Origin of the sequence: Flavobacterium cheonanense (assembly GCF_039539185.1) — a bacterium.
Classification (GTDB): Bacteria; Bacteroidota; Bacteroidia; order Flavobacteriales; family Flavobacteriaceae; genus Flavobacterium; species Flavobacterium cheonanense.
Window position 1 is genome coordinate 579,854 of the sequence record NZ_BAABCT010000002.1, and the last position, 24,484, is coordinate 604,337.

At 30.1% G+C, this 24,484-nt stretch carries 22 protein-coding genes and 1 pseudogene; 15 read left to right on the plus strand and 8 right to left on the minus strand.

Annotation, left to right across the window (positions count from 1 at the left end; all coding sequences use genetic code 11):
• Positions 1 to 38: 38 nt before the first annotated feature.
• From ABD766_RS06085 to ABD766_RS06105, 5 genes are all read left to right on the plus strand, one after another.
• Positions 39 to 1,145 carry a glycosyltransferase family 4 protein gene (locus tag ABD766_RS06085; RefSeq protein ID WP_344815832.1) on the plus strand — a complete coding sequence of 369 codons (1,107 nt, stop codon included), beginning with the start codon at positions 39 to 41 and terminating at the stop codon, positions 1,143 to 1,145.
• Between the two features lie 63 nt (positions 1,146 to 1,208).
• Positions 1,209 to 2,318, plus strand: coding sequence for a DUF1972 domain-containing protein (locus tag ABD766_RS06090; protein ID WP_344815833.1), 1,110 nt, complete (start codon positions 1,209 to 1,211; stop codon positions 2,316 to 2,318).
• Positions 2,278 to 3,597 carry an O-antigen ligase family protein gene (locus ABD766_RS06095; protein ID WP_344815834.1) on the plus strand — a complete coding sequence of 440 codons (1,320 nt, stop codon included), beginning with the start codon at positions 2,278 to 2,280 and terminating at the stop codon, positions 3,595 to 3,597. Before ABD766_RS06090 ends, ABD766_RS06095 begins: the two co-directional genes overlap by 41 nt.
• 91 nt (positions 3,598 to 3,688) lie before the next feature.
• Positions 3,689 to 4,672 carry a UDP-glucuronic acid decarboxylase family protein gene (locus tag ABD766_RS06100; RefSeq protein WP_298305063.1) on the plus strand — a complete coding sequence of 328 codons (984 nt, stop codon included), beginning with the start codon at positions 3,689 to 3,691 and terminating at the stop codon, positions 4,670 to 4,672.
• Positions 4,673 to 4,675: 3 nt separating this feature from the next.
• Positions 4,676 to 6,043, plus strand: a complete 1,368-nt coding sequence (locus tag ABD766_RS06105) for an undecaprenyl-phosphate glucose phosphotransferase (protein ID WP_298305060.1) — start codon at positions 4,676 to 4,678, stop codon at positions 6,041 to 6,043.
• On the opposite strand, the gene ABD766_RS06110 is transcribed toward ABD766_RS06105, so the two are convergent.
• From ABD766_RS06110 to ABD766_RS06130, 4 genes and pseudogenes are all read right to left on the minus strand, one after another.
• Positions 6,040 to 7,224, minus strand: coding sequence for a glycosyltransferase family 4 protein (locus tag ABD766_RS06110; RefSeq protein ID WP_344815835.1), 1,185 nt, complete (start codon positions 7,222 to 7,224; stop codon positions 6,040 to 6,042). The two genes, ABD766_RS06105 and ABD766_RS06110, sit on opposite strands and share 4 nt — an antisense overlap.
• A gap of 45 nt (positions 7,225 to 7,269) precedes the next feature.
• Positions 7,270 to 8,355 (minus strand): non-hydrolyzing UDP-N-acetylglucosamine 2-epimerase, encoded by a 1,086-nt coding sequence (gene wecB / locus ABD766_RS06115; protein ID WP_344815836.1) that lies wholly within the window; start codon positions 8,353 to 8,355, stop codon positions 7,270 to 7,272.
• 76 nt (positions 8,356 to 8,431) lie between these two features.
• A pseudogene (locus tag ABD766_RS06120) lies at positions 8,432 to 8,958 on the minus strand (ORF6N domain-containing protein).
• A 24-nt stretch (positions 8,959 to 8,982) separates the two neighbouring features.
• Positions 8,983 to 10,296 carry a phenylacetate--CoA ligase family protein gene (locus ABD766_RS06130; protein WP_344815839.1) on the minus strand — a complete coding sequence of 438 codons (1,314 nt, stop codon included), beginning with the start codon at positions 10,294 to 10,296 and terminating at the stop codon, positions 8,983 to 8,985.
• A gap of 110 nt (positions 10,297 to 10,406) precedes the next feature.
• Between ABD766_RS06130 and purD the strand changes: the two genes are divergently transcribed.
• Positions 10,407 to 11,681 (plus strand): phosphoribosylamine--glycine ligase, encoded by a 1,275-nt coding sequence (gene purD / locus ABD766_RS06135; protein WP_344815840.1) that lies wholly within the window; start codon positions 10,407 to 10,409, stop codon positions 11,679 to 11,681.
• Here purD and ABD766_RS06140 read toward each other — a convergent pair.
• Positions 11,673 to 11,903 (minus strand): DUF6341 family protein, encoded by a 231-nt coding sequence (locus tag ABD766_RS06140; protein WP_344815841.1) that lies wholly within the window; start codon positions 11,901 to 11,903, stop codon positions 11,673 to 11,675. The genes purD and ABD766_RS06140 overlap by 9 nt on opposite strands.
• A 48-nt stretch (positions 11,904 to 11,951) precedes the next feature.
• On the opposite strand from ABD766_RS06140, the gene ABD766_RS06145 reads away from it, so the two are divergent.
• Positions 11,952 to 12,881 (plus strand): DUF6427 family protein, encoded by a 930-nt coding sequence (locus tag ABD766_RS06145; protein WP_344815842.1) that lies wholly within the window; start codon positions 11,952 to 11,954, stop codon positions 12,879 to 12,881.
• Here ABD766_RS06145 and upp read toward each other — a convergent pair.
• Positions 12,876 to 13,529 (minus strand): uracil phosphoribosyltransferase, encoded by a 654-nt coding sequence (upp, locus tag ABD766_RS06150; protein ID WP_344815843.1) that lies wholly within the window; start codon positions 13,527 to 13,529, stop codon positions 12,876 to 12,878. The two genes, ABD766_RS06145 and upp, sit on opposite strands and share 6 nt — an antisense overlap.
• A 67-nt stretch (positions 13,530 to 13,596) precedes the next feature.
• Here upp and ABD766_RS06155 point away from each other — a divergent pair, with 67 nt between their 5' ends.
• Together ABD766_RS06155 and ABD766_RS06160 are read left to right on the plus strand one after the other, a co-directional pair.
• Positions 13,597 to 14,202, plus strand: coding sequence for a DUF4254 domain-containing protein (locus tag ABD766_RS06155; RefSeq protein ID WP_344815844.1), 606 nt, complete (start codon positions 13,597 to 13,599; stop codon positions 14,200 to 14,202).
• A 58-nt stretch (positions 14,203 to 14,260) separates the two neighbouring features.
• Positions 14,261 to 15,256: a glycosyltransferase family 9 protein gene (locus ABD766_RS06160; protein WP_344815985.1), complete on the plus strand. Its 996-nt coding sequence runs from the start codon at positions 14,261 to 14,263 to the stop codon at positions 15,254 to 15,256.
• A gap of 116 nt (positions 15,257 to 15,372) precedes the next feature.
• Here the strand turns inward: ABD766_RS06160 and ABD766_RS06165 are convergent, their stop codons facing one another.
• Both ABD766_RS06165 and ABD766_RS06170 read right to left on the minus strand, forming a co-directional pair.
• Positions 15,373 to 15,681: a hypothetical protein gene (locus ABD766_RS06165; protein ID WP_344815845.1), complete on the minus strand. Its 309-nt coding sequence runs from the start codon at positions 15,679 to 15,681 to the stop codon at positions 15,373 to 15,375.
• 71 nt (positions 15,682 to 15,752) lie between these two features.
• A complete protein-coding gene (locus tag ABD766_RS06170) occupies positions 15,753 to 16,808 on the minus strand; it encodes a 2Fe-2S iron-sulfur cluster-binding protein (protein ID WP_344815846.1) in 1,056 nt (351 codons plus the stop codon).
• Between the two features lie 118 nt (positions 16,809 to 16,926).
• On the opposite strand from ABD766_RS06170, the gene ABD766_RS06175 reads away from it, so the two are divergent.
• The 6 genes from ABD766_RS06175 to atpB all read left to right on the plus strand — a co-directional run bounded on the left by ABD766_RS06175 (position 16,927) and on the right by atpB (position 24,435).
• On the plus strand, positions 16,927 to 18,396 hold the full coding sequence (locus tag ABD766_RS06175) for a DUF5687 family protein (RefSeq protein WP_298306882.1): 1,470 nt from the start codon (positions 16,927 to 16,929) through the stop codon (positions 18,394 to 18,396).
• Positions 18,397 to 18,439: 43 nt separating this feature from the next.
• Positions 18,440 to 19,138, plus strand: coding sequence for an ABC transporter ATP-binding protein (locus ABD766_RS06180; RefSeq protein ID WP_298306885.1), 699 nt, complete (start codon positions 18,440 to 18,442; stop codon positions 19,136 to 19,138).
• 167 nt (positions 19,139 to 19,305) lie between these two features.
• Positions 19,306 to 22,167 carry a type IX secretion system periplasmic lipoprotein PorW/SprE gene (porW, locus tag ABD766_RS06185; protein WP_344815847.1) on the plus strand — a complete coding sequence of 954 codons (2,862 nt, stop codon included), beginning with the start codon at positions 19,306 to 19,308 and terminating at the stop codon, positions 22,165 to 22,167.
• A gap of 4 nt (positions 22,168 to 22,171) precedes the next feature.
• Positions 22,172 to 22,576, plus strand: a complete 405-nt coding sequence (locus ABD766_RS06190) for a bactofilin family protein (protein ID WP_298306890.1) — start codon at positions 22,172 to 22,174, stop codon at positions 22,574 to 22,576.
• Complete coding sequence (locus ABD766_RS06195) at positions 22,545 to 22,772, plus strand: AtpZ/AtpI family protein (protein ID WP_344815848.1); 228 nt, start codon at positions 22,545 to 22,547, stop codon at positions 22,770 to 22,772. Before ABD766_RS06190 ends, ABD766_RS06195 begins: the two co-directional genes overlap by 32 nt.
• Positions 22,773 to 23,286: 514 nt before the next feature.
• Positions 23,287 to 24,435, plus strand: a complete 1,149-nt coding sequence (gene atpB / locus ABD766_RS06200; RefSeq protein WP_344815849.1) for a F0F1 ATP synthase subunit A — start codon at positions 23,287 to 23,289, stop codon at positions 24,433 to 24,435.
• The last annotated feature ends 49 nt before the right edge of the window (positions 24,436 to 24,484 follow it).

Here is a 24,484-nt window from a genome sequence, read left to right on the forward strand (position 1 = left end):
CTAATAAAAACTATATTTGCAACTCTTAATTTGCTAAAATGAAAGTGCTTTTTCAATCTCGAACCAATTTATTTGATGCTCCAGGTGGCGACATGGTTCAAATGTTAAAAACGAAGGAATTTCTTGAAAAACTAGGTGTAACCGTTGATGTTTCATTAGAATTTGAACCAGACTTAAAAGATTATGATTTAGTTCATTTGTTTAACTTAATGGAACCACAAGACATTTATCGTCAAATGATAAATGCTAAAAAGCAAAATAAAAAAATTGCTTTATCAACAATTTATGGTCTTTATACCGAATTTGAAAGGAAAGCACGTGGTGGAATTTTTCAAAAAGTAGCCAATTTTCTCTCTCCATATCAGATAAATTATTTGAAAACATTAATAAAACACTATTTTGAAAAACGTTTTCATAAAGGAGTTTTCAAAATGATTTATAAAGGATATTATGGCTTAATGAAAGAGATTGTTGATAACACATCTGTTTTTTTACCTAATTCAGTTTCCGAAATGAACAGAGTTGCAACTGAATTTAATCTTAAAAACTACAATTTTGTTTCCATTCCAAACGCAATTGATAAATCGGTTTTTACTGATAGCGATACTGAAAAGCCAAATAAATATTCAGAATTCAAAGATTGTATACTTTGTGCTGCCAGAATAGAAGGAAGGAAATCAACATTAAATTTAGTAAAAGCAGTGAAAGGAACTAATTATAAGTTAGTTCTAGTAGGTAAAGAATCACAAAATCAAAAAAAGTATGTTGAACAAGTTCATGAAGAAGCTGGAGACAACGTAACTTTTTTAGGTGCAATTTCACATGATGATTTACGAGATTTATACAAAGTTGCTAAAGTACATGTATTAGCAAGTTGGATGGAAACACCTGGATTATCTTCTTTAGAAGCTGCCGCAATGGGATGCAATATAGTTGTTACAAAAAAAGGAGATACTTATGACTATTTTGAAGATTATGCATTTTATTGTGAACCAGACGATGTAGATTCAATTAAAAGAGCAATTGATAAAGCTTACAATTCAACATTCAATCCAAAACTAAAGGAAAAAATACTTACGGATTATATTTGGGAAAAAACCGCACAAGAAACCTTGAAAGGATATGAATTAATATTAAAACATTAGTTTTTATAATTTTTTAAAACAACAAAATTCCCTATTTTTGCCCTCAGAAAAAGAAATCACTTCATGAAAATTGCCATTCTCGGAACTCGTGGAATTCCAAATCATTACGGAGGTTTTGAACAATTTGCTGAATTTTTTTCGGTTTATCTTGTAGAAAAAGGACATGAAATATATTGCTATAACTCGCATAATCACAAATTTCAAGAAAAAACTTTTCACGGTGTAAATATCATTCATCAAAATGATCCCGAACACAAATTTGGGACTTTTGGGCAATTTATTTATGACTACAATTGCATCATGGATTCTCGAAAACGAGATTTTGATATTATTCTTCAATTAGGTTATACAAGTAATTCTATTTGGTTTTTTCTTCTTCCAAAAAAGCCAATCATTATTACAAATATGGACGGTTTAGAGTGGAAAAGAACTAAGTATTCTAAACCGGTTCAACAATTTTTAAAATTTGCCGAAAGACTTGCAGCGAATTCAAGTGATTATTTGGTCTCCGATTCTATTGGAATTGAAAAATTTTTGAAAGAAAAATACAAAAAAGAGTCAACCTATATTGCCTATGGAGCTTATCCGTTTGATTCACCTAATGAAGATTTTCTAAAAGAATACAATGTTGAAAAAGAAAATTTCAACATGATTATGGCGCGCTTTGAACCCGAAAATAATCTTGATATGGTTCTTGAAGGAGTTGCTCAATGCAACGATAAAACACCAATTTTAGTCATAGGAAAACACGAAACAAAATATGGTGAATACCTAAAAAATAAATTTAAAAGCCACGAAAACATTAGATTTCTAGGTGGAATTTATAATCTTGAGCATTTAAATAACCTTCGTTATTTTTCAAAATTATATTTTCATGGTCATTCTGTTGGCGGAACCAATCCATCACTTTTAGAAGCTATGGCTTCGCAAGCATTAGTTATTGCACACAATAACGATTTCAATAAAGGAATCTTAAAAGAAAATGGAATCTATTTTTCTAATCCTTCTGAAGTCAAAAATATTTTAGAATCTGTCAAAAAAATTGATAACTTGCAGAAAGTTCAAAATAACTATCAAGCTATAATTAAAGATTTTAATTGGGAGAAAATAAATGGTCAATATTTACAACTTTTTGAAGAGTGTTATTCAAGACATAAAACAAGAAAGCAATAAGAATAGTTCTTTTATTTTCATCTTAGTATTACTTGTTACAATTCCATTTTCATTAGCCGTAAACAATATTGCATTAATACTATTAATTTTATCGGTTCTTATAAATTTCAATAAGACCAATTTCAATATAAATTTACTTTTTTTCTTTCCAATAGTATTGTTTTTATGGATGTCTGTATCCTATTTTTGGAGTATTGATAAACATGAAACTTTAAAAGCTATTCCAAAAGGAATTACTTTACTACTACTGCCATTGGTGTTCATGAAAGTACAAATTTCCAAAACAGAAAAAGAAAAGCTTTTGAAATATTATAGCTTCTCAATGGTATTAATTGTAGTTTTTTTCCTTTTAAGAGCAGTAATTAGATATTTAGTAAGTCAAGACACACGGAACTTTTTCTACCACGGAGAAAGTGATGATGATTATGGATTAGTACCTAATCTATTAAATGCAATTCATGTTTCAGTTTTTGTTGCATTAGCTTTTTTTTATTTTTTCACAAAAGAAATGAAATCTAAAATTGATATAGCACTCTCATTACTTCTCGCAGGATTTATTATTTTACTTTCTTCCAAAAATATAATTCTAGTTGTTGTTGTTTTAATTTTAGTTTACTTTTTATACTATTCAAAAGCATCTCACAAAATGAGACTAAGAAATCTTATAATTTTTGGAGGGATTATTGTGATTGGACTGTCTTTAGGTAAGATTAAACAACGTTTCCAAGAGGAGTTTAGAAATAATGCACCAAATAGTATAAGTCCAAATGTTTCAGCAACTTTAGAAAACGGCGTGCACAACATTAGTATCTATGAAGCATGGAACAATGAAAAATTTTCTCCAAATGATTATTTTCCAGGAACTGCTTTAAGAGTTTATCAAGCAAGAATGTTTTTGGAACTTTTGAAAGAAGAATCAATTTTCTTTAAAGGATTCGGTTTAAATGCTTCCGAAATTAAATTATTAGAAAAAGAAAAGAAATATAATCTACATAATGGATACGGAAGATTTAACTTTCACAATCAATACATCCAGAATTTTGCCGAAATTGGTGTAGTTGGATTTCTACTTTTAGTCATTATGTTATTTCAAACATTAAAAAAAGCAATTAATAACAAAGATTTTATGCATTTTTCTTTTGCAGTTCTAATGATAAGTTTATTTTTGACAGAATCTTTTCTTTGCAGGCAAAGAGGCGTTGTATTTTTTACATTATTATTTTGTATTTTCAATTCAATAAGCCCCAAAGAATCAATTAATATAGAAGCAAAATTATGAAATCGCCATTAAAAACTTGTTTGCGCAAGCAAACCCTAATAAATAAAAAAGCGATACCATATATGACCGCTTAAAAATAAATTTTACTTATATGAAAAGAATATTAATAACAGGAGCGGCAGGTTTTTTAGGATCACATCTTTGTGATCGTTTTATCAAAGAAGGATACTTTGTTATCGGAATGGATAACCTGATTACAGGAGATTTAAAAAACATTGAACATTTATTCAAACTTGAAAACTTTGAATTTTACCATCACGATGTAACTAAATTCGTTCACGTTCCAGGAAAATTAGATTATATTCTTCATTTTGCATCTCCGGCATCTCCAATTGATTACTTAAAAATTCCTATTCAAACTTTAAAAGTAGGTTCTTTAGGAACACATAATCTTTTAGGATTGGCGAGAGTAAAAAAAGCTAGAATTCTTATTGCTTCTACTTCAGAGATATATGGAGATCCTTTAGTTCATCCACAAACAGAAGAATATTATGGAAATGTAAACACCATTGGTCCTAGAGGTGTTTATGATGAAGCAAAACGTTTTCAAGAATCGATAACAATGGCTTACCATACTTTTCATGGTGTGGAAACAAGAATAGTTAGAATTTTTAACACTTATGGACCAAGAATGCGACTAAACGATGGACGTGTAATTCCAGCTTTTATCGGACAAGCTTTACGTGGTGAAGATTTAACTATTTTTGGTGACGGAAGTCAAACACGATCTTTTTGCTATGTTACCGACCAAGTTGAAGGAATTTTCAGACTATTACATTCAGATTATATTTATCCTGTGAATATTGGTAATCCAGATGAAATCACAATTAAAGATTTTGCAGATGAGATTATAAAACTTACAGGAACTGAACAAAAAGTTGTTTATCATCCATTACCAATAAATGATCCTCTACAACGTCAACCAGACACCACTAAAGCTAGAGAAATTCTAGGTTGGGAAGCTAAAGTAAACAGAGAAGAAGGCATGAAATTGACTTATGATTATTTCAAATCTTTATCATCGGAAGAATTACTAAAAGAAGAACACAAAGATTTCAAAGGTTACATCCATTAAAATATGGTTGCACAGCAAACAGGTAGATATTCAAAATATATTAGACCAATAAGTATCACTATAGATATTTTGGTCATTACCATATTAAGTTTATATTTCTTTAGAGATTTAAATCTTAATATGGTATATTATATTGCATATCAAACACTTGCTTGGATATTTATTGCCTTTTTAGTTAAATTTTATGAAGTATACAGATTTACAACTCCGGTAGAAATTATATCTAAAATATTTAAACAATTTGGCTTATTTCTGTTAGTTGTAATTGCTTTTTTTCCTTTTGCAAAAACAGTAATTTTCAGCGGAAAAGCTATTGCAATTATGATGACGATTAGTTTTGTTATTATTGCAGGAATTAAATACTTCTTGTTTTTTTACCTTAAAAAATACAGAATTACTACCAAAAATAATTTCAGAAATGCAATAATAATTGGATATACTCCAGAAGCAATTCGACTTAAAGAAGTTTTTGATAACAGACAAGATTACGGCTATCGTTTTCAAGGTTATTTTTCAGATAAAAAACAAAATCCCGAGGTAAAAGGTAGAGTAGATGACATTAAGAATTTTGTTATAGATCAAAAAATAGATGAAATTTATTGTTCTTTAAATGAGATTTCAAATGAAAAATTGAAAGAATTAGTTGAGTTTTCAGACGAAAACAATAAAACAATAAAATTTATTCCCGATACTAAAGAGATTTTTTCTAAAAACATGAGAATTGATTATTATGAGCTTTTCCCTGTTTTATCGCTTCAAAAAACCCAACTTCATGACCCAACAATAAAAGGTATTAAAAGAGGATTTGACATTGTTTTTTCTTTTTTTGTTATCGTTCTCATCCTTTCTTGGTTAATGCCTTTAATTGCAATTTTAATTAAATTAGAATCTAAAGGGCCTATTTTCTTCAAACAAGGAAGACCAGGTTTAGATGAAAACGAATTTTTTTGCTATAAATTTCGTTCCATGCAAGTCAATGAAACAACTGAAAAAGAAGCTTCAAAAAATGACCCTAGAGTTACTAAAATGGGACGATTTATGCGTAAAACCAGTATTGATGAATTACCACAATTTTTCAATGTATTACTTGGCGATATGTCGGTTGTTGGGCCAAGACCTCACTTGTGGTCACAAAATAAATCGTATGCTAGCAAAGTAAAAAAATACATGGTTCGTCATTATGTAAAACCAGGAATAACAGGACTTGCTCAAGTAAAAGGATATCGTGGCGAAATAGAAACCGATGAAGACATGATTAACCGTATCAAATTTGACGTTTTCTACATTGAAAATTGGTCAATAGTAATGGATATCAAAATCATTATTCAAACGGTTGTAAATATTTTTAAAGGCGAGGATAAAGCTTACTAAAAAACATCTTTTTCAATTAAATAATTCATTTGATTATCTAAATTGAAATTGATTTCTGATTTAATAAAGATGCTCTTTTTCTTTTCGAATAATTCTGATTTACTCATCTTCGAAATCTTTTGAATTTCATGGTTTAATTGCTCATAATTTTCTACAGATGCAATCCAACCCATATTGTTTTCTTCAACAATAGTTTCGCCTTCGCCACCACCAAAGTATAAAATAGGAAATCCAAGTGCACCATATTCGAAAATCTTAGAAGGAACAGAACCATAAATTCGAACTTTTAATGGAACAATAGCAATATCAAAAGTTTTTAATTTTTCGTGCAAATCATTACGTTCCATCATACCGTGAAAGAAGATATTTTTCCCTTTTTCAGAGGATAGTAAAGCTTTGATTTGACTTTTTTCAGCACCATCACCAAATAGGTGTAGTTCAATATTTAATCCTTTTAAATCTATTTTTTCACACAATTCATATACGCCTTGTGCAATTCCTAAAAGTCCAGCGTAAAATATTTTAATAGGTTGATTTTCTTCAAACTTTAAATCAAATTCTTCAACTTTATGGTCTGGGAAATTCCTATATAAATAACATTTTTTTTCAGGAAACAATGATTTTACGTGAGTGATAATTTCGTTAGATTGACCAATTATTAAAGTTGCTTTTTTATAAATAAATCGTTCTAAAAACAAAGAGAATTTATGTGAAAAAGAGCCTTCTTTCAGAGCTTTCAATTCAATTGCAGCCAATGGCCAAAGGTCTGAAATATTGAGAATTATCTTTTTATTTTTCAACGATAATACAAAAACAGAGATAAAAGAAAGCAATAAAGGAGGTGATTGAACGATCACTTTTTGAGGAGTTTTTTTAAACAATAAATAGAAAAATAAACTCAGTGAAAAAGACAAAACAGAAATAATTCGAACAACCAAATTTTTGCTCACACTAGGATAAATCCATAACCTTTTCACGGTAATATTATCACGATTCTCAGTAACTGAAAATTTACCTTTATACTCAGGAAACAATTCTCCTTTTGGATAATTTCCTAGCGGACAAATTACAGAAACTTTATAATTATTTTGATGCAATTTCAAGGCCAACTGCTCAATTCTATTGGCGGCAGCACCTTTTTCCGGCGGATAATAATTAGATATAATTAGGATTTCTTTCATGTAAGCACAATTTAAAACTTTGCGCCTTTGCGCCTTTGCGAGAAATTATTTAGTTAATAAAATAGCAATAATTCGTTCCGATGCTTTTCCGTCCCAAAGCTCAGGAATTCCTCTTTTCGATAAACCATTTTCTAAAAATTTAGTAAATTCTAAAGTTAGATTTTCAATAGAAATTCCAACCAAATTATTAGTGCCAATTTCAATAGTTTCTGGTCTTTCGGTTGTGGTTCGCATAGTAAAACACGGAATTCCTAAAACCGTAGTTTCCTCAGAAATTCCACCAGAATCGGTAATCACTGCAAAACTATTTTTTATCAAATACATGAAATTCAAATAGCCTTGAGGCTCTACGAATAAAATGTTTTTTAAATTCAAATTGGTTTCACCTAAAATTGCTTTCGTTCTTGGATGAATTGGAAAGATTATTTTTTTATCTCCAACCATTTTATCAATTCCTTCCAATAAATTGATTAATGATTTTTCTTCATCAACATTTGATGGACGATGTAAGGTTAAAATGATATAATTTCCAGTTTCTAAATCGAATTCATCCCAAAAACTCGGAGCGGAAATTCGATTTAAATTCTGATGTAAAGTATCTATCATCACATTTCCAACAAAATGAACATTTGATGAATCGACACCATTTTTTAATAAATTTTCAGATGCAGATTTTGATGTTGTAAAGAAATAATCGGTAATACTATCGGTAACTATACGGTTAATTTCCTCTGGCATGGTCATATCTCCTGAACGAATTCCGGCTTCAACATGAGCCACTTTAATATTCATTTTCTTAGCTACAATAGCACAAGCCATAGTCGAATTGACATCACCAACAACCAAAACTAAATCACAAGGATTTTGAGTTAATTCTTTTTCAAAAGCAACCATTATTGCGCCAGTTTGCTCTGCTTGTGAACCACTTTTAACTTCCAAGTTAGCATTTGGATGTGGAATATTCAACTCCTCAAAAAAAGTATCACTCAAATTTTTATCATAATGTTGACCTGTGTGAACTAATCTATAAGAAATAGTTTTTCCTTCAGATTGCTGCTTTTCAATCGCTTTTATAATAGGTGCGATTTTAATAAAATTAGGTCTTGCGCCTGCAATTATGGTTATTTTCATAGTAATCCTGAACTTGTTTCAGTATCTGTTAATTTATTTCGATTTCATTAAGGTCGCAATTTGCGTCATTAAAAAACTATTTTTTATAACCAATTTTTGTTCTTGGTTTTGTATTTTCTTTTTTATCAGTCAACTCATCAAGATAACTAAAAACCAACTCAATATTTTTATCGTGATTTTCGAGTTTTTTCTGAATTTGCATAATATCAATTTTCAAATCAGTTGTATCCAAAAGCATTTGACGTACTTTGGTAAAGATCCTCATAATTTGAATGTTGGTCTGAATAGCTTTATCACTATTCAAAACACTTGATAACATTAGAACGCCATGTTCGGTAAAAGCCATTGGAACATAACGTAAACCCATTTTATCTGAATTGGAGGTCGCAAATTGCGACCTCCAATTTGCAAATTCATCCCTTGTTAATTCAAACATAAATCTTCAGGAAATCTTGAAATATTTCGTTTAACTTGTTCTTTTAATCTTTTAGTTTCAATCCCATAAAGCATTGCTAAATCTCTGTCTAACATTACTTTTTGATTTCGGATAAAGTAAATTTTATCTGAAATCGTTTCTTCTGAAATAATTAAATTTTGGCTCATATAGTTATTTTAATGGTTTATATTTTATTTCATCATCGAAACAAACTGTTTCAATTTTCCGCTTTTACTTCTTTGTAATTTGTCTTTTCTTGTAAATGTAAAGTTCAAACCACTTTCTAAATAAGTTGTAATTGCTTTTTCAATAGTTAGAATTTGACTTTCCGTTAGCGCATTTTCACTTACATATTCCACTTCAAAAGTATCGATTTTTGTTTGTTTAATCACAAATTCTTTTACATTTCCGTCGTCTTCAATAATACTTTTGGTTACGTAGTAAAATGTTAATCCCGGTGATTTTTTTCCACTTGGTAAAATAGCAATATCGTTGGTTCGACCAATTAATTTCTTAAGAATTGGTTTTTTGAAGGTGCTTTTCTCATCAAGAATTCCAACATCTCCAATATCATATCGAATGAATGGATGCGCTTTGTTATACAAGGAAGTAATTACAATTCGACCTTCTTTTCCGTTGGGAAGCACGTTATCATTATCGTCTAAAATTTCTACAAATAAGGTTTCAGAATTTACTTGCCATTCATCTTGAGGATTTTGAAAAGCAATCAAGTCCAGTTCGGAAGCACCATATTCGTTGATAACTGGAACTCCAAATTGTTTTTCCATTAAAACTTTATCTTCTGCAAATAACATTTCGGAAGTAACAACACAACATTTTAAACTAGGACAAATTGAGGTTAAAACAATGTTTTTCTTTTGAAGAAATTTAGCAAATAAAACGATAGAGGAAGTATAACCATTTATGTAATCGAACTTTTTATTCTGAAATTTCAGCAACACTTTTTCAAGAATTTCATCTGACAAATCAAAAATGGTGAATCGATAACTGTTTTTCAAAACATCTTTTAATCGTTCTTTTTTATTTCCGATAAAATCCAACGGAATTCCATAAAATCTTGCTTGTTTAGAGGAATTAAAATCAATTCCAAACCATCCAAATCTATTAATGATATTTGCCCAAGTCAAGGCATGACAAAATTTATCTTTGGCGAAAATAAACGGATCACCACTTGAACCAGAAGTTTTATTGACGTAAACATTTTTTAAAGTAAAACCATTAGAAAGTCTTTCAGATAAAGGTTTCTGAAATTCTTTTTTAGTCATTATTGGAAGTTCATGCCAATTTTTAATCTCAGGTTTTCCAACAAATTCTTTATAGGATTTGTTGTTTTTTAAATGGTATTCAACAATTTCTTTTCGTTTTAGATTAATATAATTTTCATATTCAGCATCAGAAATGGCTTGAATTTTTTCAAATTCAGCAGTTGCTTTCTTCATCGGAAAACCGTTTGCCTTGAGTGATAAATTGAAAAGGTTGAACACAAAAAAACTATTTTGTTCAAAAATACTAAAAACAAAAACTTTTCTATCAATTAGCTTTAAATTCTTTTGAAAACAAACTATTTTTGCACAACAACATAACTACACACACAATGACAATTTTACTACTTGGTTCAGGCGGACGCGAACACGCTTTAGCATGGAAAATGTTACAATCAGACAAATGTTCTAAACTTTTTGTAGCACCAGGAAACGCTGGAACGTCACAAATTGCCACAAATGTTTCTATAAATATTTTAGATTTTGAAGCTATAAAAACATTTGCTTTGGCTGAAAAAGTGAATATGGTTGTTGTTGGACCTGAAGATCCTTTGGTTCACGGAATTTATGATTTCTTCAAAAACGATGCTGATTTAAATCATATTCCTGTGATTGGACCGTCAAAAGTGGGTGCGCAATTAGAAGGAAGTAAAGAATTTGCTAAAGAATTTCTTATCAAACATAAAATCCCAACTGCAGCTTATGATAGTTTTACCAAAGAAACAGTTGAAAAAGGATGTAATTTTCTAGAAACTTTACAACCTCCATACGTTCTTAAAGCTGATGGTTTGGCTGCTGGAAAAGGTGTTTTGATTATTCAAGATTTGGAAGAAGCTAAATCGGAATTAAGAAACATGTTGGTTCATAAAAAATTTGGAACCGCAAGTGCAAAAGTTGTGATAGAAGAATTTCTTGACGGAATTGAACTAAGTTGTTTTGTTTTAACCGATGGAAAAAATTATAAAATTCTTCCAACAGCTAAAGATTACAAAAGAATTGGAGAAGGCGATACGGGTTTAAATACTGGTGGAATGGGAGCAGTTTCTCCAGTTCCATTTGCAGATGTAGTTTTGTTAGAAAAAATTGAGACACGAATTGTAAAACCAACAATCGCAGGTTTGCAAAGCGACGGAATTGAATATAAAGGTTTCGTTTTTATTGGACTGATTAACGTGAAAGGAGAACCAATTGTTATTGAATACAATGTAAGAATGGGCGATCCAGAAACGGAAGTTGTTATTCCGAGATTGAAATCGGATTTAGTAGAACTTTTTCAAGCAGTTGGAAATCAAACATTGAATGAAGTTTCTTTAGAAATTGATGAAAGAAGTGCCACAACAATCATGGTAGTTTCAGGCGGATATCCTGAAGATTATGGAAAAGGATTTGAAATTTCTGGTTTAGAAAACATCGAAGATTCAATTGCTTTTCACGCTGGAACAAAATTAGAAAATGGAAAAGTGGTAACCAATGGTGGTCGTGTAATTGCCATTACGTCATTTGGCGAAAGCTTTCAAGAAGCCATAAAAAAATCTTATCAAAACATAGACAAGCTACATTTTGATAAGATGTATTTTAGAAAAGATATCGGTTTAGACTTACTTTAAGAAAGAGTGAGCCGTTGTATCTTGGTTTTCTTCGTTGTTTTTTTGGTGAGCAGCTAGTTGTTTGCACCAGTATACAATGTATTTAGCACAAATTGCCATTAATGTCCAGCTAACGATATTAGCCAACCACCAATTATCTAACTCTAATGCACGTAACCAATCTAGTGGTTTAAATAAAAAATCTACAAAAAGTGATTGTATTGCTTCGAAAAATGCTTTCATTTTTAAACAAGTGTTATATTTACATCCACAAAAGTATAAAATATCCTCATGATAACAAGCGTTTTTAAAAAATCTACACCAATTAATTATTCTTTTATAGGAATTTTGATGGTTTCTGTCTTTTTTACCTACCAGTTGCAGGATACAAAATGGACAAGTTCGTTATTTGAAATTGCAAAAAAGTCGGCTTTATTATTGATTTTATTTGCATCACTTTTCATTTCAAATTTTATTGTTAAGAAAAACGCATTAACTAAGGATAGTGCTTATACCATTTTCTTTGTTCTTATTTTTTTAATGTTTTTTCCAAATGTTTTAGATAATTACAAACTAATTGTATCTAATTTTTTTATTCTATTAGCAATGAGAAGATTGGTTTCTTTGCAAACATTGAAATCCCCAAAAGAAAAAATATTTGATGCTTCGTTATGGATTTTTGTAGCTAGTTTATTCCATTTTTGGGCAATACTTTTTATTTTATTGGTTTACATCTCCATAATTTTTCACGTTTCAAGAGATTATAGAAATTGGTTAATTCCTTTTGTAGCCCTTTTCAGTTCATCAATAATCTTTGTTTTTTATGCTTTACTATTTGATAAAGGAGCTATTGATGTTTATCTTCAATCGGAAGTAATAAATTTGCAGGTAGATTATTTTACTAATAATTATCAAAATATTGCTTTTTCTATTTATGCAGTATTCGCTGTTTTTTTTGTTTTACCTTATCTGTTTACCTTAACAAACAAGCCACTAAATTTACAAGCTTCTTACAAAAAAGTATTGTTAGCTTTTTTTATTGGTATAGCAATTTTCTTTATCTCAGCAAATAAAAGTAATGAAGTATTGGTTTATACATTTTTACCAATGGCTATAATGGCGACAAACACGGTAGAATATTTACAGAATAAAATTCAACAAGAAATTATTTTGTTCGTATCAATTATTTGTGGAGTATTCTGTTTCTTTTCACAGTTATAATTTACTTCCGTAAGCTAAATCTCCTGCATCTCCAAGTCCTGGAATAATGTAATTTTTCTCGTTTAGTTTTTCATCAAGAGCGGCAACCCAAAGATGACAATTATTTGGAAGATTTTCTTCAAGATAAGCAATTCCTTCTGGTGCAGCAATTACAACTGCAAGGTGAATTTCTTTTGGTTTTTGTTCCAAATGCAATTTATTTAAAACTGCAACAATGGATTGACCTGTTGCTAACATAGGATCAATTAGAATTAAGTTTTTATTTTCAAAGGATGGAGCTGCTTGATATTCTACTAAAATTTCAAAATAATCATCATTATTTGGATGATGACGATAAGCTGAAACAAAACCATTTTCGGCATTATCAAAAATATTCATGAAACCTGTATGCAATGCCAATCCTGCACGAAGAATAGAACACAAAACGACATTGTCTGCAATTGTTGTAGTATGTTTTACGCCAAGAGGAGTTTGAACATCAATTGATTTATACTCTAAAGTTTTACTTAATTCATACGCCATAATTTCTCCAATACGTTCAATGTTTTTTCTAAAACGCATGCTGTCTTTTTGAATGTTGACATCCCGAATTTCCGCCAAAAAATGATTTAGAATACTATTGTTTTCAGAGATATAATGAATTTGCATAAAAGTAAAAAATTTGTATGTTTAAGTAAAAGTATAAAAACTATCTTTGCAAATAAAATTAATCATTATGTTTTCAAAATTTGCCTATTCTATATTTGAACAAAGTATCAAGGATTATCACGTTTACGACAATGTAAACCAACCTATTAACAATCCATATCCAAAGGAAAAAATAGAACATTTACTTTATTTTAAAAACTGGATTGACACGGTTCAATGGCATTATGAAGACATTATTCGTGATCCAAATATCGATCCTGTTGCAGCATTAACTTTGAAAAGAAAAATCGACGCTTCTAATCAAGAACGTACCGACATGGTAGAATATATTGACAGTTATTTTCTTCAAAAATATGCTCATGTTGAAGTAAAACCAACAGCCAAAATTAACTCAGAATCGCCAGCTTGGACGATTGATAGATTGTCAATTTTAGCTCTTAAAATTTATCATATGAACGAAGAAGCAACTCGCGCAGAAGCTTCTCAAGAACATAGAGATAAATGTCAAGAAAAACTAAACGTACTTTTAGAGCAAAGAACCGATTTATCAACAGCAATCGACGATTTATTGACTGATATTGAAAATGGTGACAAATTCATGAAAGTGTACAAACAGATGAAAATGTACAATGATGATGATTTGAATCCGGTTTTGTATCAGAATAAAAAATAATTTCCGACAACCTTTGTCACATAAAATAAAACATATAGCTGTCATTCGACTCTCTGCAATGGGAGATGTCGCAATGACAGTTCCTGTTATTTTAGCTTTAGTAAATCAATATCCGGAAGTTAAAATAACGATGGTTTCTCGCCCATTTTTCAAACCCATTTTTGAAAATATACCTAATTTAACTTTTTTATCAGTTCATACCAATCACCAACACAAAGGAATATTTGGATTGTATAGATTATACAAAGAAATTAAACACCAAAACGTTGAACAAGTTGCCGATTTGCACAACGTTTTGCGTTCAAAAGTTATTAGATTTTTATTTGCTTTAAGCGGAAAAAAAGTAGCCTTTACTGATAAAGGAAGAAAAGAGAAAAAAGAATTAACACGTGCAGAAAATAAAATTTTCAAGCCATTAAAATCAATGTTTGAAAGACATGTTGCTACTTTTAAACAGTTAGGTTATGATATAGATTTAAGCAATCCTGTTTTTTTGAGACAAATGGATATTCCTTTGAAAGCACAAAAAATCATTGGAAATAAAAATCAAAAATGGATAGGAATAGCACCTTTTGCTCATTATCAAAGTAAAACCTATCCAATGGATTTGATGAGAGAAGTTATTAGTAAATTATCTGAAAACCTAAACTTAAAAATCCTTCTTTTTGGTGGTGGAAAAAAGGAAATGGAACTATTAGAAGAGTTTTCAAATGAAAATGTAATAAATTTTGCTGGGAAAATATCTTTTGATGATGAATTACATCTGATTTCAAATTTAGATTTAATGGTATCGATGGACAGTGGAAACGCTCATTTGGCAGCGATGTTTGGCATAAAAACCATCACGCTTTGGGGCGCAACACATCCGTTTGCTGGTTTTTCACCGTTTAATCAACCTTTAGAAAATTGCTTGACTTCCGATAGAAATCAATATCCATTATTACCAACTTCTGTGTATGGAAATAAAAAAGTTGCTGGTTATGAAGATGTAATGAGAAGTATTTCTGTGGAGAAGGTAGTTTTCAGTATTCAGTCGAAGTTGGCAGAAGAATAATTTTTCACACGAATCTCACCAATTTACACGAATTTTGATGGTAAATTATTTCGCGAATTTATTTTTGTTGCAATTTTAAATTCGTGAAAATAAGTGCAATTTGTGTCAACTTTTTATCACAAATAAATCTGATTATCTCTACAAATCTCCAAAATATAACTCTTTAAATTTGAAATAGTGGCTTGATAATTTGGTGCTTCGTAGCCAAAACGCTCGTGTTCCATTTGTTCTTTTTCGATAGCGTTGCAACCTTTTAAAACTTCCTTAATCATATCGAGCAAGATTAATTCTTTGTTTTTGTTTTTCTCAAATTTGAAATCCACCAACTCATCTTCCAATTTTTCACAATATCCTAAAAGCTCTTGAACTTCTGGTTCGTCCAAAAGATCTTGAGCTTTTTTAAATATTTCGAGTTTGTTTTTCAAAGTTTAATTCTATAAAAATTTAACACAATCTACGTAACTGAACACTGAAATCTGAACACTGCTAACTGAATTTAGACATCATCAAAATCCACAAATATCTCACTACTTGTTGGATGCGCTTGACACGTTAAAATTAATCCTTCGGCAACTTCTTTGTCAGTCAAAATAGAGTTCTTTTTCATTTCAGCAGTTCCTTTTGAAATTCTAGCTAAACAACTGCTGCAAATTCCTCCTTGACAAGAATAAGGAGCGTCGATGCCTTGTTTTAGTGCAGCTTCTAATAAAGTTTGCTTTTGGCTCATTTCAAAAGTTGTTTCTTCATCGTCAACTAAAACAGTGATTTTTGTATGACCATTTTCCGAAGTTGCAATTTCTTTTTCTGCTGAAGTTGATGTTGAAAACAATTCAAATTTGATGTTTTTATCAGCAACATTATTTTCTTTTAAAACATTAGAAACCAAATTAATCATTTCTTCTGGACCACATAAATAGAATTTTGAGAATTCTTTTTCTTTGTGTTTGTTGTTCAAAACAAAGTTTACGTTGGCTTTATCAATTCGACCAAAAAGTTCATTTTCAACCTTAATTTGAGTGTACGCAAAATGAACAAAAAACCTTCCAACATATTGTTGTTGCAAATCGTGTAATTCTTGATGAAATATGGTTTCGTCAGTGTTTTTATTTCCGTAAACTAAAACAAAAGTGCTGTCTTTTTCGTTGTGCAAAACCGATTTTAGAATAGACATAACTGGTGTAATTCCGCTTCCAGCAACGAACGCAGCGTAGTTTCTTTGTCTGCCAACTTGTGGTTCAAAAGTAAATTTACCTTCAGGTTGACCAACTTCTATAATATCGCCAACTTTCAAATTATCGTTAGCAAATTTTGAAAAATGTCCGTTTTTTACAGACTTAATCGCAATTCGTAGCTCACCACTTTCAGGTGATGAACAAATAGAATAGGCACGACGTATTTCTTGTCCGTCAAGCGTAAGTTTTAGATTAATATATTGACCTGCAATAAATTGATAAGCAGATTGTAACTCAGAAGGAACATTAAAAACTACAGAAACCGCATTAGGAGTTTCACGTTTTACTTCTTTGATTTGTAATTTATAGAATTGTGACATTGTAAGTAATTTTTACAAAGGTAAGAAATAGCAATTATTTACTTTTATTTAAAATTTGAAATGTTTGTAACAAATTTTTAAATTCATCATCTAATACTTTATCCAAAAACAATCAACTATGTTCAAACATTTTATCATGCTCGAATGGAAGGCATTTCTTCGTTCGGCATCCTTAGGAACTAATATTGCAATGAAAATCTTTATTGGGTTTTTTGCAGCTTATTTTATGGTGATTTTTATTGCAGCAGGTATTGGAGTTTTCTTCATTTTGAAAAAGTCTGGACTTGAACCACTTTCAACTGTTAATAAATTCATGATTTACTATTTGGTAATGGATTTAGTGGTTAGGTATTTTCTTCAAAAGATGCCTGTGATGAATATTCGCCCATTATTGACTTTACCGATTAAAAGAAATACGATTGTTCATTTTACTTTAGGAAAAACGGCCTTGTCTTTTTTCAATTGGTCGCATGCCTTGTTCTTTATTCCGTTTTCTATTGTTTTAATGATGAATGGTTATTCTGTTTTGAATGTTATTCTGTGGCATTTAGGAATTATGGCGCTGTTTTATTTGAATAATTTTATAAATGTTTTAATTAATAATAAAGACAGTGTTTTCTATTCGGTTTTAGCTGTTGTTGCAGGTTTAGGTCTGGCTCATTATTATAAATTATTTGATGTTACGCTTTACACACAACCTTTTTTTCAAGGAATGTACGAAACAGTTTTTGTGTTTTTGATTCCGATACTTTTGGTAGTTGCTACCTATTATTTTGCTTTCAATTATTTTAAAAGCAATTTGAATTTAGACGAAGGTTTGGCGAAGAAAAGTGAAATTGCAAAGACACAAAACTTTTCTTTCCTAGACCAATTCGGAACTTTAGGAACGTTTTTGAAAAATGACCTTCGATTGTTATTAAGAAACAAGCGTTCTAAAACTACTCTTACAATGAGTTTCTTATTTATTTTTTATGGATTATTGTTTTTCACAAATTCGATAGAAGCTTACAGAAGTCCAATGTTTCAGATTTTTGCCGGAATTTTTGTTTCAGGCGGATTTCTTTTCACGTTCGGACAATTTGTACCAAGTTGGGACAGCGCTTATTATCAGTTGATGATGAGTCAAAATATTCAATACAGAGAATACATCAGTTCTAAATGGTGGTTGATGGTTATCGGAACATTGATTTCAACAATTTTAGCATCGTTTTATCTATTTTTTGGAGTTCACACTTATTTATTAGTTGTTGCTGGTGCAATTTTCAACATCGGAGTAAATTCACATTTAGTAATGCTTGGCGGAGCCTTTGTAAAAACTCCAATTGATTTAACAACAGGTAAAGGAGCTTTTGGCGATAAGCAAGCGTTCAATATTAAAACCATGTTAATTTCTCTTCCAAAAATGCTAATTCCAATGGCGCTTTATGCAATAGGATATTACATTTTCTCTCCAAACATCGGATTATTATTTGTGGCTTTGGCAGGAATTCTCGGATTTGCTTTTAGAAATTACGTTTTCAGTCAGATTGAAAAAATTTATAAAAAAGAAAAATACGCAACCATCGCAGCTTACAAACAAAAAAACTAGTTTTAGACTAATTACTATTTACTAATGACTAATCACTAAAAAAATGATACAAGTAAACAATCTCTCAAAAACATATAACAACGGAGTTAAAGTATTAAACATCACCAATCTTGAAATTCCAAAAGGACAAAGTTTTGGTTTAGTAGGAAATAATGGCGCAGGAAAAACTACTTTTTTCAGTTTGCTATTAGATTTAATTCAACCTTCAACAGGATTTATAAAAAACAATTCGATTCAAGTAAATACTAGTGAAGCTTGGAAACCTTTCACAGCAGCATTTATTGACGAAAGTTTCCTTATCGGATATTTGACAGCCGAAGAATATTTCTATTTCATTGGTGATTTGCGTGGTCAAAATAAAGCCGATGTTGATGCACTTTTAGCAAAACACGAAGAATTTTTCAATGGAGAAATCTTGAAAAGCAAAAAATACTTACGTGATTTATCTAAAGGGAATATGAAAAAAGTTGGAATCATAGCCACTTTAATAGGAAGTCCAGAAGTTGTAATTCTTGACGAACCATTTGCTAATTTAGATCCAACAACAGTAAATAGATTGAAAAAAATTATCAAAGAATTGTCTGATAATCCAGAAGTTACCGTTTTAGTATCTTCGCACGATTTAGTTCACACCGTTGAGGTTTGTAATAGAATTGTAGCTTTAAACAAAGGCGAAATTGTAAAAGATATTGAAACATCACCAGAAACGCTTAGAGAATTAGAAGCATTTTTTGCGGTGTAATTTTTTATACATTCAAAGTCATAAATCCGAAGTTCAAATTAATGTTCTTCGGATTTCTTTTTTAAAAAAAGCATTATTTTTTTCCACTTATCAAAAAGAAATGTATTTTTACCAGTTAGTTATACTAAAATTAGCCTTTTAGAGTTACTTATTAAAACGTTTTTACATTGAAATCAAATACTATCAAATACATTTTTTTATTAGGAACTATTGTTTTTTTTGTGGCTTGTTCAACAAAGAAGAACACTTTTCTTGCTAGAAATTCACATGCTTTAAGTACAGAATATAATATACTTTATAATGGTGGTATTGCTTTAGATAAAGGTATTGCCGACTTAAAATCACAATATAAAGATAACTTTTGGGAAATACTTCCAGTAGAGCGAATGCAAATTACTCAAGATCAAATGCTTCCTGGTCAAGCCAAAAATGCCAATTTTGAAAGAGCCGAAACCAAAGCAACAAAAGCCATTCAAAAACACTCAATGAATATTGATGGCGGTGAAAAAAATCCGCAAATGGATGAAGCACATTTAATGTTGGGGAAAGCGCGTTACTACGACCAAAGATTTGTTCCGGCATTAGAAGCATTCAATTATGTTTTGTACAAATATCCAAATAGTGACAAGATATATGAAGTAAAAATTTGGAGAGAAAAAACTAACATGCGTATGGATAATGATGCGTTAGCGGTTACAAATCTTAGAAAACTTCTAAAAGAAATTAAATTTAAAGATCAAATTTTTGCTGATGCAAATGCAACTTTAGCTCAGGCTTTCTTAAACTTAAAAGAGCAAGATAGTGCTGTTGCAAAATTAAAATTGGCTACAGAATTTACAAAATCTAACGAAGAAAAAGCAAGATATCAGTTCATTTTAGGACAAGTATATGAACAAATGGGTCATAAAGACAGTGCATTTGCTAAATATCAAGATGTAATTGATATGAAGAGAAAAGCAGCAAGACAATATGTAATTCAAGCACATGCTCGTCAAGCGCAACAATTTGATTTTGAAAATGGAGATACTTTATCCTTTATAAAAAAATATAAAGATTTATTGAAAGACAGAGAGAATCGTCCTCATTTAGATGTTCTTAATCATCAAATGGCCTTATTTTATGATAAATCAAAAAAGCCTGAAGTTGCCAAAAAATATTATAATAAATCATTAAAATCTAGATCTCAAGATGAATATTTGATAGCTTCTAATTATAGAAATTTAGCAGAAATTTATTTCAACAAAGCTAAATATGTAACAGCAGGAAAATATTTTGATAGCACTTTAACTGTTTTAAATTCAAGAACACGTGAGTTTAAATTGATTACAAAAAAGAGAGAGAATCTAGAAGATGTAATTAAATTTGAAGGAATTGCGCAACGTAATGATAGTATTTTGAAAGTGGCATCAATGTCATCTTCTGAAAAGGAGAACTATTACAAACAGTTTATTGATGAACTTAAAAAAGAAGAAAAAAGAAAGCAAGAATTAGCTGAGAAAGAAGCAAAAATTAAAGAGTTAGCTGCCTTAAACTCATCTGATGGTGATGTTTTAGGTAAAAACGGCGCTAAAGAATTAGCCCAACCAGATAATATTACTTCTAAGCAAGCTCCTCCTAAAGCAATTGCACCAACACCATCAATTTCAAGTAATTCAAGCACATTTTACTTTTACAATCCATCAACTATCGCTTTGGGTAAAGTAGAGTTTAAGAAAAAATGGGGAAATAGACCTCATGTAGAAAATTGGAGATGGTCAAAAGACATTATCAAAGAAGATAAAAATCCTGATGACAATAACGAAGTTGCCGACAATGGTGATAAAAAAGAAGAAGTAGATGAACGTTACACTACTGATTTCTATTTGAAACAAATTCCTTCTTCAAATAAAGATTTGGATAGTATAGCCAAAGAAAGAAATTTTGCATACTATCAATTAGGTGTTATCTACAAAGAGAAATTTAAAGAGTATAAAAGAGCTGCTGAAAAACTTGAAAAACTACTTCTAAACAATCCAGAAGAACGATTAGTGCTTCCTTCAATGTATAATTTATACAAGATTTATGAAATTATAGATCCAAGTAAAGCGCAAGCCATGAAAGCTAAAATTACGGCTCAATATCCGGATTCTCGTTATGCACAAATCATAAATAATTCTGCTAATTCAGGCCAATTAAGTTCTACACCAGAAGTTGCTTATGATTTACTTTATAAAGATTATGAAAAAGGTTTGTATAGAGAAGTATTTCCAAAAACCGAACTTGCAGTAGAGCAGTTTACAGGTGAGGAAATGGTTTCAAAATTTGAATTGCTAAAAGCCAATCTTTTAGGAAAACTTAAAGGATTGAGTGAATTTAAAAAAGCACTTAATTATTTAGCGTTAACATATCCTAATAGTGAGGAAGGGAAATCTACTGAAGTGTTTTTGGCTAAAAAAATGCCTTACTTAGAATCTCTTTCTTTTAATTCGGAGTTTCCATTATCTTGGAATATCTTGTATAAAGCAGATAACTTGGAAGACAAAAACACTAAAGCATTGTTAGAAAAGTTAAACAAATTTGCTGAAGAAAGAACGATAGAAAAACTATCAATATCAACAGATATTTATACCATTGACAAAAACTTCATTGTAATTCACGGAATCAAATCTTTAGATAACGCAAAAGGAATTGCTCAGGTTTTAAAAGAGTTTAAAGAATACAAAATTGCAGAACCAGCTATTGTTATATCGAGTGAGAATTACAAAGTAGTTCAGGTTAAAAAGAACATTGATGAATATACAGCAGGTGATTGGTTAAATAAAGATATAATTCCTGTTCAGAGAACGCTTGAATTAGACCAACCTAAAGAAGATGCAAAAAAGAAACCAGAGCTCACAAAAGAAGATGTTTTAAACAAACTCAATCAACAAGCTCCTCCAGAAAAAGGCAGATCAAATCAAGTAACAAAAGGAGTTAATCCAATGGAAACTGATGATGTTCCACCAAAAGGGATGATGCCTCCAACACCAGAATTACCTAAAAAACCATAAAGTTATGTTTGATAAAAAACCAAAATCATACACAGACCTTTTAGGAAAAACTAATAGAATAGTTGAAGGAACCACAATTAAAGGTGATATTTCTTCTCCTGCAGATTTTCGTTTAGACGGACATTTAATTGGTAATTTTGAGTCTAAAGGTAAATTAGTCATCGGTCCAGCCGGAAGTGTCAAAGGCGATATCATTTGTAAAAATTGTGATATTGAAGGTAAATTTGACGGAAAAATTCAAGTTTCAGAAATTTTGAACTTGAAATCTAAAGCAATAATTCATGGAGAAGTAGTTTGTGGAAAATTAGCCGTTGAACCAGGAGCAGAGTTTAGTGCCACATGTGTTATGAAACCTCATGTAAAAAATCTTCCACAAAATGGACAACCAGTCGAAGAAAAAACAGCGTAACAAGTGGTTGGCTTTGATAAATATACCTGTTCAAATGGGAGTAATTATTTATTTGTTTTCACTCTTAGGTAATTGGCTTGATCAAAAATATATAAATGAACATGGTTTATTTGTAAAAATCTTAACATTAACTGGTGTAGCAATAGCTTTTTACAATTTGAACAGACAATTAAAAGACATCAATTCCTCTCAATAATGAAATCCAATCCATACAAATCTATTTTTATCTCTTTTTTTGTTGCACTTGTCTTATTTGCTATTCACAAATTTGCCTTTCTTTTATTTGCACCAGAAAAATTTGAATCGAGTTTCGTTTACTCTATTGAACTTCTCTATGCTTTCTTTTTTATTTTCACTGTAATCATTTTATTTGTCTTGATTAAGATCAATCAAAAGAATATAAATAATGTAGGTTTTTCTTTTATGTTCTTAACGAGTCTAAAAATGGCAATTGCCTACTTTTTTTTGCGACCTATTCTCAATTCTCAAAGTATTTATGCAGGATCAGAAAAAATCAATTTCTTTATTATTTTCATTCTGTTTTTAATAATAGAAACTGTTGTTACCATAAGAATATTGAACAATAAACAATAAATAGTTCAAAAATCGATAATTTCATCAAAAAAAATAAAAGTAATACTTTTTAATATTAATTTAAATTGTACTTTTGCACCAAATTTCAGAAAATAAATTAAAGATAATTATCAGATATGGTGTTTTCAAACAAACCACTCCAATTTATAGTAGCCGTTTTAGTCGCTTGTCTTCCCTTATTTAGTTCTGCAAATACTGCAACTGATTCTGTTCATGCAAAAGCAGAAGTTAAAACAGAATCTAAGGTTTTAAATATAAAAGAAAAAGAAGCCGAAGAAAGAAAAGAGTATATTCAGCATCACTTACTTGATACTCATGATTTTCATTTATTTTCTTATGTTGATGCCAATAAAGAAGAACATCATATCGGTTTTCCTCTTCCAGTAATTTTATGGGATGAAGGTTTACATTTATTTTCTTCTTCACAGTTTCACCATGGAGAAAAAGCAGCTGAAAGTAAAGGTAAATTTTATAAGTTACATCACGAAAAAATATACAGAGTTGATTCAGCTGAAGGTGAAATACAATTAAATAATGAAAATCATCATCCTACAAATGTAAAACCTCTAGATTTATCAATAACAAAAAATGTTTTTGTTATGTTGTTGGTTTCTGTATTGATATTTTTGTTATTTAGAAGTTTGGCTAATTCTTATGCAAAAAATAATGGTGTAGCTAAAGGAATTGGTCGTTTCTTTGAGCCAATAATTATTTATGTAAGAGATGAAATTGCTATTCCAAACATTGGCGAAAAGCATTATAAAAAATACATGAGTCATTTATTAACTGTGTTTTTCTTTATTTGGTTTTTAAATATTTTTGGATTGTCACCGTTAGGCATCAATGTTACTGGTAACATAGCAATAACGGCTTGTTTAGCAATTATCACATATATCATTACTACATTGACAGCTAATAAAAACTATTGGGGTCATATTTTTTGGATGCCGGGTGTGCCAGTTCCAATGAAATTAATTTTAGCACCAATTGAATTATTAGGTACAATCATTAAGCCTTTTTCACTTATGATACGTTTGTATGCTAATATTGTTGCTGGTCATATTGTATTAGGAAGTTTAATAGGATTGATGTTTTTATTTAAAAGTTGGTTCGGTAGTACTTTATCTTTTGGACTTTCTTTTGCAATTTCATTAATTGAAGTGCTTGTTGCATTGTTGCAAGCTTATATATTTACAATGTTAACTGCTTTATATTTTGGTTCTGCAGTTGAAGAGCATCATCACGAAGAAGAAGCTCATCATTAAAATAGATAAACAGATATAGGTTTTTAATATATCAAAAATCTAATATTTA